Source organism: Aeromonas sp. FDAARGOS 1416, from assembly GCF_019048085.1.
Taxonomy (GTDB): Bacteria; Pseudomonadota; Gammaproteobacteria; order Enterobacterales; family Aeromonadaceae; genus Aeromonas; species Aeromonas veronii.
The window spans coordinates 2,806,440-2,821,246 of record NZ_CP077301.1 but is presented as its reverse complement, the minus strand read 5'-3'; the positions used below and the strand labels follow the sequence as shown (position 1 = coordinate 2,821,246).

Here is a 14,807-nt window from a genome sequence, read left to right as displayed (position 1 = left end):
AGCAATCTGCCGCTTTTTTTATCTTTGCAGGGAAGAGAAATCAGTTGCCGAGGGTGGCAAACAGGCTCTGCTCCAGGGTACCGCGGGAGACACAGACCGGCTTGATGGACGGGGCCGGTACGCGCTCGCCTGAGGATTCAACGAAGAACAGCTCGGTGTTGCCCTTGACGTTGACGGTGGCCACGCTGCTGTTACCGCTCTGGGTGATGATCAGGTTGATCTGCAGGTTCGGGTTGCCCAGTGCAACTTTGGAACCCATGGTACCGCAGTCCAGCCACTCCAGCCCGTCGGCTGACTGGTTGACGTTGGCAGTCATCAGGCCGGAGCCACGCTGGCTATTTTCGATGGTGAGGCCGCGATCGGTGAACCACTTCTCGGCGCGAGCCCACACCAGATCCACCGGGATCGCCATCTCCTGGGTATTGTTGGTTGCCTTGGCAATTGGCGGGTTGTAGCGATACTCCTCACCGCCGTTATTGTCACCAGCACAACCAACCAGCAGCAGCGCCAATGCGCTCCCCATAATCTTTTTCATCTTGTTTCTCTCGTCCATATCACTAGGCCATTGGCCAACCGGCGCCTATTATCGCCGGAGCGACAATCTCTGTCAGCAACCATCCAGCGTTCGGTGTTATGGGGAGGTGATCGGGGTGCTTTACAAAATTGGTTTGCTATCATAGATTTGCTCGAAATTCCTCCATAAGCGCCCCTGTGACCAACATGCTCACCCCGGATCTGCTGCAGCAGATCATCGACCAATTGCCAATGAGTATCTTCTGTCGAGATAGTCATGGGCGTTACCTGTTCGCCAATCGTGAGTTCGCCCGTGAAGCCAAGCTGGAGTCGCCTGCCGAGGTTGTCGGCAAGACAGATGCAGAGATGCCCTGGGGCGATCTCTTTCGCAGTGAGGATGAGCAGCTGCTTGCCGGAGGCGTGCCGATGCTGTATCAGCAGCTCCATTGCAATCGGGGCGGGAATACCTGCTGGATGGAGGTGCACAAGGTACCTCTTTACACCCCGCAGGGAGAGGCGTGCGCAGTATTCGGAGTGGTTAACGAGATTGCCCAGCGCAAGAGCCTGGAACAAACGGTCAAAAAGCAGCAGTTGTTGCAGCGTTTTCTGCTCGATGCCATTCCTGACCTGATCCGTTTCGATGATCACAACGGGGTGTTGCTGGAGTGCAATCAGGCATTTCTCGACTTTATCGGCCATGGGGCCGATGAGGTGCTGGGTCAGCAGCTGCCGTTCCGGTTGGCGGCGCCGCAGGGGATGGGTCATGGCGAGTGTTGTCTGCTGGATGCCAGCGGGCAGGGGCGACACATGGAGATCACCCGGGTCGATGTCCCCGATGGTGACGGCCACTCCCTCGGGATCCTGACGCTGGGGCGTGACATCACCGGCCTGCGCACCACTCAGGCGCAGTTGCAGCAGGAGCAGCACTACGACAGCCTGACCGGACTGCTCAAACTCTCCCGGTTCTTGCAGACCAGCCGCCATCTTGGGGGACGCAGTGCCACATTGGTGCTGGTCGATCTGCACCATTTTCGTGAAATAAACGATCGCTTCGGGATCCGGATTGCCGATCGCCTGCTGAGCCAGGTTGCCAAGCGGTTGCAGCAGCTGGTGCCGCCGCGTTCTCTGCTCTGTCGGGTCGCTGCCGATGACTTCAGCCTGTTGCTGCCGGACTTCAACGAGCCATTGCAGGGGTGGAGCCAGCATCTGCAGCAGCAGTTGATGGAGCATTATCAGGTGGAAGATCATCGCATACAGATCCCGGTGTTTCTGGGGCTGGCCCAGGGGCGGGCAAGCGATGCCGAGCGGTTGCTCAGTCATGCCGAGGCTGCGCTGGCGCAGGGCAAACGGCAGCAACAGTACTGCACCCTGTTTGATCCCGAGCTGCATGCCCGGCTCAAGCGGCGTCAGCTGATCGCCGCCCAGTTGCCGCTCGCTATCAAGTCCGCCCAGCTGGTTGCCGTCTATCAGCCGATCATCTGTACCCGCACCCACCGGCTGCATGGCGCCGAGCTGCTCTGTCGCTGGCCCCATCCCGAGCTTGGGATGATCTCCCCCGATGAATTCATTCCGTTGGCGGAAGAGATGGGGATCATCGGTCAACTGGGTCAGTTGATGCTGGAGCAGGGCTGTGCCCAGCTGGCGCAGTGGCAAACTGCGCAGCCGGATATGGTGCTCTCCATCAACCTCTCGCCGCTGCAGTTCCGTGATCCGGCGCTCTGTGAGCGGGTCTCAGCCTGCATCGCTCGCCATGGTCTCAAGGCCAGTCAACTGGAGCTGGAGATCACCGAAGGGGTGTTGATGGAGAACGCCGACGAGATTGAGACCAACCTCGACAACCTGATCGCCGCCGGTTTTCAGTTGGCCATCGACGACTTTGGTACCGGTTACTGCTCGCTGGCCTATCTGCCACGTTTGCAGGTGGCGACCCTCAAGCTGGATCGCAGCTTCACTCAGGGGCTCGCCAGCAATAGCGCGACCACCGCTATCGTGCGTTCGGTCATCGGATTGGGCCATGAGCTCGGGATCCGCATCACCGCCGAAGGGGTAGAGACACCCGAGCAGCAGCTGTGGCTGACCGAGGCGGGGTGTGATCGGCTACAGGGCTATCTGTTCAGTCGCCCCCTGCCGCCGGCGGAGTTCGCTGCCAGCTATCTGGCGTGAAAGCTCGTCAGAAACAACAAGGCCACCGCAAGGTGGCCTTGTTGTTTTACGATGGAGGCAGGATCAATCCTGGAAGTAGGTGCCCCAACCATCGTAATCCACCCCATATTTTTCCAAGATGGGCAGCATCTTGGCGATATCGGCGACGATCGCTTCGACATTCAGCTTGCACTCGATGGTGGCATCGAAGCAGAAGATGGTGGCGCCGTCATCCAGTTCCATCTCTTCGGCATCGGTTACTTCAAAACCGGCCTTGAACAGGTCAACCGCTGCTTTTTCCAGACGGTCGAAATCCTGGCAGGCGAAGTGGTGCTCGATGTCGTAATCCGCATCGGGATTGCTGCCATCGGCCAGCAGTTCGTTGACGATCTCGGTGGTCTCATCACGCCACTCTTGCATATTCAGACTCATGTTGCCTCCAGGCGGTATCATTGCGGCAAAGCATACTCGCAGAGTGGATTCGGCTCAATGCGGCGGACCCACTGAACCTCGAATTTCCATCATATTGGCGCAGCCTGCAGGGCGTGCAGAGGCCAGCAAGTACGGCAAACAGGACTGAAATGGATAATAAATGGCCGCTTCGTTCGGTTGTTGAGCGAACGCGCTTTTTATCGTGCCATCATGGTTGACACTCTGCGCTGGAAAGGGTTTAATGCGCGCCGTTGCCCAGATAGCTCAGTCGGTAGAGCAGGGGATTGAAAATCCCCGTGTCGGCGGTTCGATTCCGTCTCTGGGCACCACAATTCCTCCTTAGTTCAGTCGGTAGAACGGCGGACTGTTAATCCGTATGTCACTGGTTCAAGTCCAGTAGGAGGAGCCAAATTCGAAAAGCCCGCTCAATCGAGCGGGCTTTTTCATTTCTAGTTGCTGTTACATGCTGCCAAAAAGAGCGTCGCGCCACAGGTGGCACTGAACAGCAGCATTCCGGTCTGCAACATGCTGCCAGGGCATGGCTTCTTCTCTCTTTTTCTGGCCCTGATCCACTTCGGTTTCATCACATTCCCTTATCCATTTTGTCGGCCTGAATGGCTGCACTCCTGTGCAGGCGAGCCATCTTTGTTGAATGGCGCCATGGCGTCAATCTCCCCTGCAAAACAATTAATTCAGCACCGTTGAAGAGCGGCTTGTCGGGTGATGCTTCGACCTTTAAGCCATTGTTAACATTTTGGAAAACCGGAGTGACCCTGTGGCCGGGCGGGGATATGATGGGGTCAATGATGTTCCCATCCTGACGGAGAGATCCCAGATGAGCAGCCCCTTGAGCTATGTACTGGACGGCATTCATTGTGAGCCGCACTTTTTTACCGTTCCCCTCGATCATGATGAGCCGGATGGCGACAGCATTACCCTGTTTGCTCGCACCCTCTGCTGCAAAAACAAACTCGATGACAAGCTCCCTTGGCTGCTGTTTCTGCAAGGGGGGCCGGGATTCGGGGCTCCGCGCCCGACGGCCAACAGTGGTTGGCTCAAACGGGCGTTGCAGGAGTTCCGAGTGCTGCTGTTGGATCAGCGTGGCACCGGGATGTCGAGCCCCATCCACGGGCAGAGTCTGGCCAAAATGACCCCGGCCGAGCAGGCGGAGTATCTCGGCCATTTTCGCGCCGACAGCATAGTGCAAGATGCCGAGTTCATCCGGCAGGAGCTTAGCCCCAAGCATCGCTGGAGCCTGCTGGGGCAAAGCTTTGGTGGTTTTTGCTGCCTGACCTATCTCTCGCTCTTTCCCGACAGTCTGCGGGAGGTCTATATCACCGGCGGCATCGCGCCGATTGGCCGCAGTGCCGAGGAGGTTTACCGCGCCACCTACCAGAGGGTGGCTGACAAGAACCGAGCCTTCTTCGCCCGCTTCCCCCATGCTCAGGGGATTGCCAACCGGCTGGCCAACCATCTGCACCAGCATGATGTGCGACTGCCCAACGGCCAGCGCCTGACGGTGGAGCAGTTCCAGCAGCAAGGGCTGGATCTTGGCGCTACGGGGGCTTTCGAGGAGCTTTATTACCTGCTGGAGGAGGCCTTTATCGGTGACAAGCTGAGCCCGGCCTTTCTCTATCAGGTGCAGAGCATGCAGCCATTCAATACCAACCCGCTGTTTGCCATTCTGCACGAGGCTATCTATGCCGAAGGGGAGGCGACTCGCTGGGCGGCGGAGCGGGTCAGAGGGGAGTTTCCTGCGGTGCACTGGGCGCCCGGAAAGGATTTCGCCTTCACCGGCGAGATGGTTTACCCTTGGATGTTCGAGCAGTTCCGCGAGTTGCTACCCCTGAAAGAGGCGGCCCATCTGCTGGCCAACAAGGCGGACTGGGGGCAGCTCTATGATCCGGTCCAGCTGGCCCGCAACAAGGTGCCGGTAGCCTGCGCCGTCTATGCCGAGGATATGTATGTGGAGTTTGACTACAGTCGCGAAACTCTGCGTGGCCTTGGCAACAGTCGCGCCTGGATCACCAATGAATATGAGCACAACGGTTTGCGTGCCGATGGTGAAGCGATTCTTGATCGTCTGATCGCGTTGAATCGGGATCGCTGAATCGTCCGGTAAGGTAGCAGACAACAGGGACCACGGCCCCTGTTGTTTTTTATCAGCTTTTTACCTCTGGTTTGGGGGTATCAGGTTGTGATGGTGGGAGTTGTGGCAACACGATCTGCGGCTGCTCACCGGTCAGGCTCTTGAGGTAGGCAGTCATATCTTCGGCTTCCTGATCTGTGAGGCGCTGCCCCAGCTGGATATCAGCCATGATCTGGACTGCCTCTTTCAGATCCCATACTGCACCATCGTGGAAGTAGGGATAAGTCAGCTCGATATTACGCAGGGTGGGTACCTTGAACCAGCCGATGAACTGCTTTTCTCCGGTGACGGCACCGCGACCCTGAGCCGGGTTGTCCGTTTTGTAACTCTTGACCAGTCCCATCTTCTGATAAGAGTTGCCGCCGATAGCGACCCCGTTGTGGCATGCCGTGCATCCTTTGGCTTTGAACAGTTCATACCCTTTCAGCTGTTGTGCGGTCAGTGCTTTGCTATCCCCTTTCAACCAGCGGTCAAACGGGGCATTGGGGGTAACCAGGGTCTCTTCAAAAGCAGCGATGGCATCGGTGACTTCGTCAATGCCGAAATTGTCCTTGCCATAAACAGCGCTGAAGCGGGTGCGATAACCAGGCAGGGTATGCAGAGTTTCTACCGCCAGATTGTGGGTAAATGCCATCTCCAGCGGGTTGGCGATGGGGCCCGCCGCCTGCTCTTTCAGATCCTTGGCGCGACCATCCCAGAACTGCACGAAGTTGAGGCTGGAGTTGAGTACGGTCGGTGAATTAATAGGGCCCACTTTCCATTTATGGCCGAGTGAGCTGACTTGATTATCCACCCCACCGGTCGCCAGGTTATGGCAGGAGTTACAAGAGATTGCGCCGGATTTGGAGAGTCTTGGCTCGAAAAACAGCATCTTGCCCAATTCGACTTTTTCCGGGTTTGTCACCTTGGCTGGTTCCACGGGCTGTATGGGTTCATTCGCCCAACCGGCACCGGGTAATATCAGTGCCACTAGCAAACAATATTTTCTCATTGCGTCATCTCCCTTGATGCTGTTTATGCCAGCAAGACAAGGATGACGTCAAAGCGCTGCTTATTAATTGATCAAAATCAGGCTTACTTGATTATTTGCAATAAAAACAATTACATATAATTTTTGGCAAAATGGGGGCAGGATAATTAAGAGGAGAGTATGGAATTAGCATCATCTCTGGATTATGTGCGAAGCAAAGAAAATGAACAGGTGATTAATTAGATTGCTGTCATTGAATAAAGCGATTATTCAATATGCTTTGCCATTCTGCCGTTAAATAAATACCTATCAAATGCATCATTAATAATAAACCGACAGGATGAGCAAATTGTATCCTGCGTTTCAACACCCTCTGTCGTCTTGTTCTTTGGAGCGGCGCCGGATGGTCGTGCTTTTCAATCAAGATAAGGATGTATGATGAGAAAGTCTCTGTTGGCCTGCTCCCTGCTGCTGTGCCCTGCCGTGTTTGCTGCCGCCCCCCATTGGGAATATAGCGGTGAGGCGGGGCCTGCCCACTGGGCCAAGCTGACCCCGGAGTTTGGCCAGTGTGCGGGCAGCAATCAGTCGCCGGTTGACCTGAGCGGATTGGTCGAGGCCAAACTGGCCCCGCTGGTACTCCACTATCAGGCGGGTGGCAACACAGTGGTCAACAACGGTCACACCGTGCAGGTCGGTTATGCCCCGGGCAGCACCTTGCAACTCGATGGCACCACGTTTGAACTCAAGCAGTTTCACTTCCACGCCCCGAGCGAAAACCTCATCGAGGGTAAATCCTATCCGCTGGAAGGGCATCTGGTACACGTCAGTGGCAAGGGAGAGATCGCGGTAGTGGCGGTGATGTTCGAGGCGGGCAAGGCGAATTCGGCACTGGCGGCAGCCTGGAGCGCGTTACCTGCCAAGGTGGGCGAGATCCAGGCCCTCAAGACGCCGCTCGTTGCGGAGCAACTGCTGCCCGAGAATCGTGACTACTATCGCTTTAGCGGTTCCCTTACTACGCCTCCCTGTTCGGAGGGAGTGCGCTGGCTGGTGATGAAGCAGCCGGTTGAGGTCAGTCAGGCCCAGATCGACGCCTTCAAGGCGGTGATGCACCACCCCAACAACCGGCCGGTGCAGCCCCTCAATGGGCGCGTGGTACTGCAATAACACAGCGTTGCAATAGCGCTGCAGATAGCAAAAACAACAAGAGGGCCGCGAGGCCCTCTTTTACATAGCGAGGTATCGGCGAGCGATCAGAGGCTGGCGGCGATGCGGGCGCCGAGGGCCGCGTTGTTCAGTACCAGCTGGATGTTGGCGGCGAGCGAGTTGCCGCCAGTCAGCTCGCAGACGCGGGCCAGCAGGAAGGGGGTTGACGCCTTGCCCTTGATCCCCTGCTCATCGGCTTCACGCAGCGCTTGGGCAATGGCTGCGTCGATATCGGCTTTCGGCATGGCGTGTGCGGTCGGGATGGGATTGGCCACCACGGCGCCGCCCGCCAGTCCCAGCTCCCACTTGAGGCGCAGTGCCTCGGCGATGGCTGCCGGGGTATCGAGGCGATAATCGACCCTGAAGCCGCTCTCGCGGGTGTAGAAGGCGGGCAGCTCCTCGGTTTGATAGCCGATCACCGGTACGCCCTGGGTCTCCAGATACTCCAGGGTCAGCCCGATATCGAGGATCGACTTGGCTCCGGCGCAGACTACGGCCACTGGCGTTTGCGCCAGCTCCTGCAGATCGGCGGAGATATCGAAGGTCTCTTGCGCACCGCGATGTACCCCGCCGATACCGCCGGTGGCAAAGACCCGGATCCCCGCCATGGCGGCGATGATCATGGTCGAGGCGACCGTGGTGGCCCCCATACCCTTGCGCGCCAGTACGAACGAAATGTCGCGGCGGCTGCACTTGGTCACGCTGTGGCCTGCCCGGCCGAGTGCTTCCAGCGCACCGGCATCGAGACCCACCTTGAGGCGGCCGTCGAGGATGGCGATGGTCGCCGGAATGGCGCCGTTATCGCGCACCACCTGCTCCACCTGACGGGCCGTCTCCACGTTCTGCGGATAAGGCATGCCGTGGGAGATGATGGTGGATTCGAGGGCAACGACCGGTTTGCCGGCGGCCAGCGCGGCAGCCACTTCCGGTTGGATATCGAGGTAAGCGTTCAGCATGAGTACTCCTCCAGTATGCGGTCAACGGCGGTCTTGCTCAGACCGGAAAAAACGGTATCGGAACAATTGACGGTGAGGGCAGCGCAGCCCAGGGCAAAGCGGGTGGTTTGGGCAATGTCGAGCTCTTGCAGCCAGGCGTGGGCGAGGCCAGCCATAAAGGCATCCCCGCCGCCGGTGACGTTGAGCACAGGACTACCCAGTATCGGCAGGTGACCCTGCTGCTCGCCATCGCTGTAGAAGATCCCCTGTTCACCCAGACTGAGGAACAGTCGCTTGACCCCGGCGCGGTGGAACCAGGCGGCTACCATGGGCCAGGTTTCGGGCCCGGCGATGGTCATGCCGCACAGTTGCTCGGCTTCGCTTCGATTGGGTTTGAGGGTGTGGATCTTGCCGAGCCAGGGGCGGATCTTCTCCACCTTGGCCACCGAAACGGTATCGACAAAGATGGCGTGCTCACCTTGCCGGTCAAACAACCAGTCGAGGGTGTGGATGGCCAGATTGGTGTCGATCACCCAGAGCCGGGCACCGCCGAGAAAGCCACCGAGTGGGGTCAGGCGGGCAGGAGTGAGCTGCTCGATAATGGCCATGTCATTGATGGCACAGCTCATTTCGCCGCTGCCATCATGCAGGCTGAGATAACAGGAGGTGGTGTGGCCATCGAGCACCAGAGTCTGGCGCACATCGACGCCGGCCCGTTGGCTTACCTCCAGCAGATGGTGACCATACTGGTCGTTACCGACTGCGGTCAGCAGTCGGGTATCGCTGCCGAGCCGCGCCAGATTCTCGGCGATATTGCGGCCAACACCACCGGCCGAGGTGCGTACCTTGCCCGGATTGGAGTCGCCGAGCAGCAGGTTGTCGTGGCTGGTGCCGCAAATATCCATATTGGCACCGCCGATCACCACCACGTAGGGGCCTTCTCGCAGTACATAACCTCTGCCTTGCACATACCCCTGCCGGATCAGGCTTGAGATGTGGCTGGCCAGCGCGGAGCGGCTGATGCCGAGGCGATCGGCCAGCTCCTGCTGGGCAATCATGGGATCCTGACGCAGCAGGGCGAGGATCTCTTGTTCACGCTCAGTCATAGACAAACATCCATTTACAAACGTTTGTCTATTATTGCTGGGAAACGTTTGCTGGCTATCGGCTTGTACAAAATTTGTCGGCTTGCGCACAAAAAATCGACATTCAAAGCTGGGTTGGCAAGCGGTTTAGCCGGGGAGGGGACTTTTAACGGGTCGGTGGCCCTGCAACGGCTTATAATGGCCGCCGCAAGATGAGGAGAGATGATGGAAAAGAGTGCATTCTGCTGCGTGGGGTTGGTCAATCCCAAGTCTCCGGAAAATGTCGGCTCCGTGATGCGGGCTGCGGGTTGTTACGGGGTAGACGAGGTCTACTACACCGGCAACCGCTTCGAGCTGGCGCGCCGCTTTGCCACTGATACCAAGCAGATGGTGGAGAAGATCCCGCTGCTCGGGGTGGATGACCTGATGGCGTTTATCCCGCAGGGATGCGTGCCCGTGGTGGTTGATCTGATCGACGGCGCTACACCGCTCCCCGACTATGTCCATCCGGAACGCGCTTTTTATATCTTCGGGCCGGAGGATGGCACGCTCGATCCCGCCCTCTATGGCGCGGTGAAAGATGTGGTTTATGTGCCAACTCAGGGCTGCATGAATCTGGCCGCCTCGGTCAATGTGATCCTCTATGACCGATTGGCGAAGGGGTTCCGGCAACCCTGAGTTGTGGCGTGGCTACGGTGACTCAAACCACAATGGAAAGGTGTTGCTCATGGGCAGGTTGCTGGCGGTGGCCGCGGTTGACGGGGCTGCGGTATCCTTCTCTTTCCCCTATGGTGGGATCAGTTTTCGCCGGCCTTAACCGCCTGCTCCTCGAGAAAGTCGCGATAGTAGTCATAGAGGTGATAACGGCGATATATCTCGGCCAGCGTGCCGCGACGGATCAGATTCACCATCTCTTGATCCCACAACTGCAGTAGCTGGTCGCCCTGCTCGGTATCGGCAAAAATGGGGTAAGTCGGGATCCAGCGCAAAATGGTGCGGTACATATTGGCTGGGGTCTCATCGGCAGAATGGAGCACGCCAGCGGTTAGGTAATAGCGATAGCGCCCCTTGCCAATCAGCTGCAGGGCCATCTCATGGTTGTCGATCTCATGCCATCGCATGGTGACCGGAAGATATTTATCCAGCACCCATCCTCGCCGCCAGAGTACGGTCTCTCCCTCCAGGCTGCGCTCTCCCCGCCATTGTGGCTGCCACTGTTTGAGCATGAAGACGGTAACATCATCGGCGGAGGCTGGCTGATGGGGCTGCTTGGCCCCCTTGATCTCGTCCCGATAGACACTCATGGCCATATCCCCCTCTTGCCTGGCTACCATGGCGACGGCGCGTTTGTAGGGCACGATATGGAGCACGATCTGGTAGCCATGGGGTTGGTAGATGGTTCGCACCAGATCGAGATAGATACCGCGGCCATCCGGTTGGCAGAAACCGGGCCAGCCATCGCAATAGACGTGAATATCGGCTGTGCGAGCGTGGGCGATCGCACATAGAGAGCAAAGCAGCAAACAACCGATGCGCAGCATGGTCAGCATTATCCTCGCAGGGGTGAGGAGAGCATTTATCACCTGATTTATACCATGCATTGATCGCGGCGGGCGGAGAAAACATCTCGCATCTCCATTTTGCGACAGGGTCGAGGGTTATTTGCGCTCGGATCGTTATGATCGAGTAAAGATTCAATAGCACCCCAATCAGTAGAGGAGACTGCATTATGCCATCGATCAAGACTCTGCTCTGTCCAGTCGATTTTTCCCAAATGTCTCGCGCGGTACTCGACTATGCCGTTTTTATGGCACAGAGCCATCAGGCCCAGCTCAAGCTGATCCACGTGGTTGATCAACTGCACGGTTTCGACAGCTACAAGATCCTGCATATGACGGCCATCGAGATAACCCACGAGATGGAGCGTCAGGCCAGAACCCAGCTCAAAGAGCTGGTTGCCACCCTGCCGATCCCGGCCACCTTTGATATTCGCTTTGGTCGCGCAGCCGATGAGATCGTCATTCAGGCCAAGGAGGATGAGGTTGAGCTGATCGTGATGGGCAGCCACGGTCGCTCCGGTATCAGCCATCTGCTGGTAGGCAGTGTCGCCGAGTCTGTGGTGCGTCATGCACCCTGTCCGGTACTGGTGGTGCGCCAATAACGCACCACGTTTAGTGTGAAAAGCGTAACAAACAAGGCCAGCGATTGCTGGCCTTGCGTTTTCTGGTGTTGTGCCCGCTAGCCGTGGGCGTAGATGACACTCCCCCCCTTGATGGTATCTATGATGGCTCTGGCTTGCTCTTTGGGCAGGGCGGGGCAACCCCAACTGCGGCCCAGCTTGTCATATTTGCGCAGATGGGTCGGGCTGGCATAGGCGGCGCCATGTACTACGATGGCACGCTTGCGGGCATTGCTGTTCTTGCCGGGGCTGAGTCCGTCCAGCCGCAGGGAGTAGCCATGCTTGCCCTGATAGGTTTCCGCCGTGCGATAGACGCCAAGGGAACTTTGCCGGGAGTTGAGCTGGTTGGAAAAGTGTTTTGCGGCCAGTTCACCTGAGTTGCGGCCATGACTGACCCAGGTGTGATAGAGCAGCTTGTGGCGTTTCATATCGATGACAAACAGCCTGCGCTGGGTGGATGGCTTGCTGTAATCGATGATGGTGAGAATGGGTTTGCGTTTGTGGCGCACAGTTTGATAACTGTTGAGGGCCTGACGAAAGGTCTGTTTATCCAGCTTGCCGGCCAGACCCAGTTGACGATAGAGGCTCTGATCCCAGCTGGCATCTGCCGTGCTGCTCCAGATGAGCGATATCAACAGCAGTGGCAACAACAGCCACCCGCGTTGCCAGTCTATGTTACCGCGCGCTTGTCTCATCCGTGAATATCTCCTTGTCACTCCCTGTCAACGGCGCGGATATTGCCATCAATCCGCTCGATAGTTATATGCAAGGTGCTGAAAAGGCGCAATAAAAAAACCGGCCGCAGAGCGGCCGGAAGTAATTCAAACAGTAGACATTGGTATCACAGGGTATAACTGACTTCCAATTACTTAGAAGTTGTACTGCAGGGCAACCGCGACTACGTCATCGGTGTTCTTGCCCAGAGAGTTGGTGGACTTGCCATCTACGGAGTCCAGCAGGTTCAGCTTGTAATCAACGTAGGCGTTGAAGTTCTCGGTGAAGTTGTACCAGGCACCGATAGATACGTACTCGGTGTAGGTATCATCGATACCGCGAGCGGAGTCTTTCACGTCAGTGCGCAGGTAGGCCAGAGAAGGCTTGAACTTGCCGATGGTGTACTGGGCAACGGCTTCGTAGCCATCCATCTTCTCGGCGTAGCCGTTGTTGACGAACAGGTGGTCTTCACCGTGGGAGTAGGTTGCAGCCAGGTAGAGGTCGCCAGTTGCATATTTGGCGCCGAAGCCCATCAGCTTGGCATCCTTGTCGCCACCGAAGGCGGCATAGCGAGCTTGCTCGTCAGTCTTGCCAGCCTGGTTATAGGCAGCACCCAGGCTCAGGCCCATATCGAAATCGTAGTTGGCAGATACTGCGAAGCCTTCAGCAGAACCTTTGCTATTCCAGCTTTCGCCGTTGTAGGTGTTGCCGTTGAAAGATTCAGTGATTGCACTGCGACCTGCGTTTTGCGGATCGTTGTTACCGGTGAACTGGGCACCCAGAGTCAGACCCTGATAGGTGTAGATGTACTGGGCCAGACCGTTGGTACGGCCGGTGCCGAATACTTCAGTATCTTTGCCCAGGCCGTCACCGCCCCACTCAGGCAGGACGTCGGTATAGTTGTTGACGGCCTTGGTGAACAGGCCATCCTGACGACCATAGCTGAAGGCGCCGAAACGGTCGTGCTTGATGCCGGCATAGGCATAACGCAGCTCGTCGTTGTCAGAACCGGAAGTCGGCAGGTTGTACTCGGCAAAGCCGAACGCCTTCATCTCGGGAGCAATCTTGGTCTCGCCAGCAACGTGCAGACGGAAGTAGCTCTGGTCACCTTCGGAACCGTTGTCGTCAGTACCGTAGTAAGCACCTTGTGCACGGCCGCCGATTTCCAGCTTGGTATCGTTCTGGTTGTAAACGGTAGCAGCATGGGCGCCGCTCGCCAGCAGCAGGCTGGAGATGGCAATAGTCAGTGCAGACTTCTTCATATGCGTTATTCCTCTGATGTAAACACTTCCGAACTTGTTGTCGGTTCTGTGAAATCGGAAATAGTCCGATAGCCACACGGTAGGCGCCCCAACCTTGACTGGGCCTGAATCCATCGTTGTTTAATTGAGGTGACGAGGTCGTTATCAAGACTGGGTGTGACGGTTTTTGACAAGATAAAAAGAGATTAAATTCAATGAATTATTTTCTAGTGACTTTTTTGACATCAAGGCTGTTCTGAGCAACAAGGTCGATGGCTCAAGTTGTGAGCTAGATCACGCAGGGGAGAATGGGGCGGGGCGGGAAAAGCGGGGCGGGAGCCTTGCAAGGCTCCCGCCAGTGATCAGATAGGCTTTTGCCACAGGGTCAGCAGCAGATCCTGTTCCAGTTCATTCGGGCCCTGTTGAGCGAAAGCGTGACGCTGCTCACCGGTCGCCCGCCAGCCGAGACGGCTGGTCTCCAGAATAAAGCTGCGCATGGCCTGATCCATGGTGAGGCTGAACTGGCAGCGCTGTTGAGCCATCGGATTGAGGCCGCCGAGGGTTGGCCAGCTGAGGGGGTGTTCCATGCTCACCGGATTGAGGCTGACCCGTAGTTGCCACTGATGGCGCGGGCCCGGCTGCAGATAGAGCAGATAGCCACCGGGGGCCAGCCAGCTGACCAGCTGCTCGGTCTTGACCTTGAGATCGTTGACCAGCAGCACCTGAGCAGAGCCCGGTTGCAACGGCGCGCGAGCGGGATCGGCAATGACAAACTGGCCGTCCGGCTGCGCTTTTTTGGCGGCAAAGATGGTGTTCTTGGCGATATCAACCCCAGCAAACTGCCAGCCGGGCAGGCGCTCTGCCAGCGCGCGGCAGTAGTAGCCTTCACCGCACCCAAGATGGATCAGCTCTTGTGGGGCCAGCGGAGCGAGCAGGGCGGCCATGGCCTCAACCAGCGGCAGTTGGTGGCCGGCTTCCAGGAAATGGTGCTTGGCGCGCATCAGGGCACGGCTGTCGCTGTCTTTGGGGTTTTTCTTGCCGGGGATGAGATCCAGATAACCTTCCGGTGCCGGATCGAAGTGATGCTTGTTGTCGCAATAGCGTCCCTGGGAGGCTTCATGAAGATGGAGCGGACTGCGGCAGCGGGGACATTGAAGGTGCATAGTAACTCTCTGGGCGAATGCCGGAACAGTGAAGGGCGTTCGGGATTATAGGGGAGAGGATCAAAAAAGGCTGCCGTAGCA

The 14,807-nt window shown here is 57.4% G+C and carries 15 protein-coding genes and 2 tRNA genes; 8 read left to right on the top strand and 9 right to left on the bottom strand.

What is annotated here, in order from left to right:
* Positions 1-40 precede the first annotated feature (40 nt).
* Complete coding sequence (locus tag I6L46_RS12590) at positions 41-535, bottom strand: hypothetical protein (protein ID WP_216975758.1); 495 nt, start codon at positions 533-535, stop codon at positions 41-43.
* Positions 536-720: 185 nt separating this feature from the next.
* On the opposite strand from I6L46_RS12590, the gene I6L46_RS12585 reads away from it, so the two are divergent.
* A complete protein-coding gene (locus I6L46_RS12585) occupies positions 721-2,676 on the top strand; it encodes an EAL domain-containing protein (RefSeq protein WP_043820901.1) in 1,956 nt (651 codons plus the stop codon).
* 63 nt (positions 2,677-2,739) lie between these two features.
* Here the strand turns inward: I6L46_RS12585 and rraB are convergent, their stop codons facing one another.
* Positions 2,740-3,075, bottom strand: a complete 336-nt coding sequence (gene rraB, locus I6L46_RS12580) for a ribonuclease E inhibitor RraB (protein WP_026034893.1) — start codon at positions 3,073-3,075, stop codon at positions 2,740-2,742.
* A 265-nt stretch (positions 3,076-3,340) separates the two neighbouring features.
* On the opposite strand from rraB, the gene I6L46_RS12575 reads away from it, so the two are divergent.
* The 4 genes from I6L46_RS12575 (at position 3,341) to I6L46_RS12560 (ending at position 5,197) form a co-directional block, all read left to right on the top strand.
* Positions 3,341-3,416: transfer RNA gene (locus I6L46_RS12575), tRNA-Phe, on the top strand.
* A gap of 4 nt (positions 3,417-3,420) precedes the next feature.
* A tRNA-Asn gene (locus I6L46_RS12570) sits at positions 3,421-3,496 on the top strand.
* An 83-nt stretch (positions 3,497-3,579) separates the two neighbouring features.
* Complete coding sequence (locus I6L46_RS12565) at positions 3,580-3,792, top strand: hypothetical protein (protein ID WP_216975756.1); 213 nt, start codon at positions 3,580-3,582, stop codon at positions 3,790-3,792.
* 130 nt (positions 3,793-3,922) lie between these two features.
* Positions 3,923-5,197, top strand: a complete 1,275-nt coding sequence (locus I6L46_RS12560) for an alpha/beta hydrolase (RefSeq protein WP_216975754.1) — start codon at positions 3,923-3,925, stop codon at positions 5,195-5,197.
* Positions 5,198-5,249: 52 nt separating this feature from the next.
* Here the strand turns inward: I6L46_RS12560 and I6L46_RS12555 are convergent, their stop codons facing one another.
* Positions 5,250-6,227: a cytochrome-c peroxidase gene (locus I6L46_RS12555; RefSeq protein ID WP_064339529.1), complete on the bottom strand. Its 978-nt coding sequence runs from the start codon at positions 6,225-6,227 to the stop codon at positions 5,250-5,252.
* A 417-nt stretch (positions 6,228-6,644) separates the two neighbouring features.
* Here I6L46_RS12555 and I6L46_RS12550 point away from each other — a divergent pair, with 417 nt between their 5' ends.
* Positions 6,645-7,370, top strand: coding sequence for a carbonic anhydrase (locus tag I6L46_RS12550; protein ID WP_216978050.1), 726 nt, complete (start codon positions 6,645-6,647; stop codon positions 7,368-7,370).
* Positions 7,371-7,456: 86 nt separating this feature from the next.
* On the opposite strand, the gene I6L46_RS12545 is transcribed toward I6L46_RS12550, so the two are convergent.
* Entirely contained in the window at positions 7,457-8,365 is a 909-nt protein-coding gene (locus I6L46_RS12545) for a pseudouridine-5'-phosphate glycosidase (protein WP_204480057.1), read from the bottom strand.
* Complete coding sequence (locus I6L46_RS12540; RefSeq protein ID WP_204480055.1) at positions 8,359-9,450, bottom strand: PfkB family carbohydrate kinase; 1,092 nt, start codon at positions 9,448-9,450, stop codon at positions 8,359-8,361. The genes I6L46_RS12545 and I6L46_RS12540 overlap by 7 nt, the downstream gene beginning before the upstream one ends.
* Before the next feature lie 204 nt (positions 9,451-9,654).
* Between I6L46_RS12540 and I6L46_RS12535 the strand changes: the two genes are divergently transcribed.
* Complete coding sequence (locus I6L46_RS12535; RefSeq protein WP_005335311.1) at positions 9,655-10,107, top strand: RNA methyltransferase; 453 nt, start codon at positions 9,655-9,657, stop codon at positions 10,105-10,107.
* A gap of 119 nt (positions 10,108-10,226) precedes the next feature.
* Here the strand turns inward: I6L46_RS12535 and I6L46_RS12530 are convergent, their stop codons facing one another.
* Positions 10,227-10,970 carry an ABC transporter substrate-binding protein gene (locus tag I6L46_RS12530; RefSeq protein ID WP_216975752.1) on the bottom strand — a complete coding sequence of 248 codons (744 nt, stop codon included), beginning with the start codon at positions 10,968-10,970 and terminating at the stop codon, positions 10,227-10,229.
* Positions 10,971-11,158: 188 nt separating this feature from the next.
* Here I6L46_RS12530 and I6L46_RS12525 point away from each other — a divergent pair, with 188 nt between their 5' ends.
* Entirely contained in the window at positions 11,159-11,590 is a 432-nt protein-coding gene (locus tag I6L46_RS12525) for a universal stress protein (protein WP_005335309.1), read from the top strand.
* A gap of 77 nt (positions 11,591-11,667) precedes the next feature.
* Here the strand turns inward: I6L46_RS12525 and I6L46_RS12520 are convergent, their stop codons facing one another.
* From I6L46_RS12520 to I6L46_RS12510, 3 genes are all read right to left on the bottom strand, one after another.
* Positions 11,668-12,303, bottom strand: a complete 636-nt coding sequence (locus tag I6L46_RS12520) for a murein L,D-transpeptidase catalytic domain family protein (RefSeq protein ID WP_216975750.1) — start codon at positions 12,301-12,303, stop codon at positions 11,668-11,670.
* 174 nt (positions 12,304-12,477) lie between these two features.
* Positions 12,478-13,584 carry a porin gene (locus tag I6L46_RS12515; RefSeq protein WP_043820833.1) on the bottom strand — a complete coding sequence of 369 codons (1,107 nt, stop codon included), beginning with the start codon at positions 13,582-13,584 and terminating at the stop codon, positions 12,478-12,480.
* Between the two features lie 341 nt (positions 13,585-13,925).
* Positions 13,926-14,726: a putative RNA methyltransferase gene (locus I6L46_RS12510; protein WP_139733426.1), complete on the bottom strand. Its 801-nt coding sequence runs from the start codon at positions 14,724-14,726 to the stop codon at positions 13,926-13,928.
* Positions 14,727-14,807 lie beyond the last annotated feature (81 nt).

Bases quoted from the DNA above. Each gene is read 5' to 3' on its own strand.
- I6L46_RS12590 (WP_216975758.1), bottom strand. From the start codon at position 535: ATGAAAAAGATTATGGGGAGCGCATTGGCGCTGCTGCTGGTTGGTTGT.
- I6L46_RS12585 (WP_043820901.1), top strand. From the start codon at position 721: ATGCTCACCCCGGATCTGCTGCAGCAGATCATCGACCAATTGCCAATG.
- rraB (WP_026034893.1), bottom strand. From the start codon at position 3,075: ATGCAAGAGTGGCGTGATGAGACCACCGAGATCGTCAACGAACTGCTG.
- I6L46_RS12560 (WP_216975754.1), top strand. From the start codon at position 3,923: ATGAGCAGCCCCTTGAGCTATGTACTGGACGGCATTCATTGTGAGCCG.
- I6L46_RS12555 (WP_064339529.1), bottom strand. From the start codon at position 6,227: ATGAGAAAATATTGTTTGCTAGTGGCACTGATATTACCCGGTGCCGGT.
- I6L46_RS12550 (WP_216978050.1), top strand. From the start codon at position 6,645: ATGAGAAAGTCTCTGTTGGCCTGCTCCCTGCTGCTGTGCCCTGCCGTG.
- I6L46_RS12545 (WP_204480057.1), bottom strand. From the start codon at position 8,365: ATGCTGAACGCTTACCTCGATATCCAACCGGAAGTGGCTGCCGCGCTG.
- I6L46_RS12540 (WP_204480055.1), bottom strand. From the start codon at position 9,450: ATGACTGAGCGTGAACAAGAGATCCTCGCCCTGCTGCGTCAGGATCCC.
- I6L46_RS12535 (WP_005335311.1), top strand. From the start codon at position 9,655: ATGGAAAAGAGTGCATTCTGCTGCGTGGGGTTGGTCAATCCCAAGTCT.
- I6L46_RS12530 (WP_216975752.1), bottom strand. From the start codon at position 10,970: ATGCTGCGCATCGGTTGTTTGCTGCTTTGCTCTCTATGTGCGATCGCC.
- I6L46_RS12525 (WP_005335309.1), top strand. From the start codon at position 11,159: ATGCCATCGATCAAGACTCTGCTCTGTCCAGTCGATTTTTCCCAAATG.
- I6L46_RS12520 (WP_216975750.1), bottom strand. From the start codon at position 12,303: ATGAGACAAGCGCGCGGTAACATAGACTGGCAACGCGGGTGGCTGTTG.
- I6L46_RS12515 (WP_043820833.1), bottom strand. From the start codon at position 13,584: ATGAAGAAGTCTGCACTGACTATTGCCATCTCCAGCCTGCTGCTGGCG.
- I6L46_RS12510 (WP_139733426.1), bottom strand. From the start codon at position 14,726: ATGCACCTTCAATGTCCCCGCTGCCGCAGTCCGCTCCATCTTCATGAA.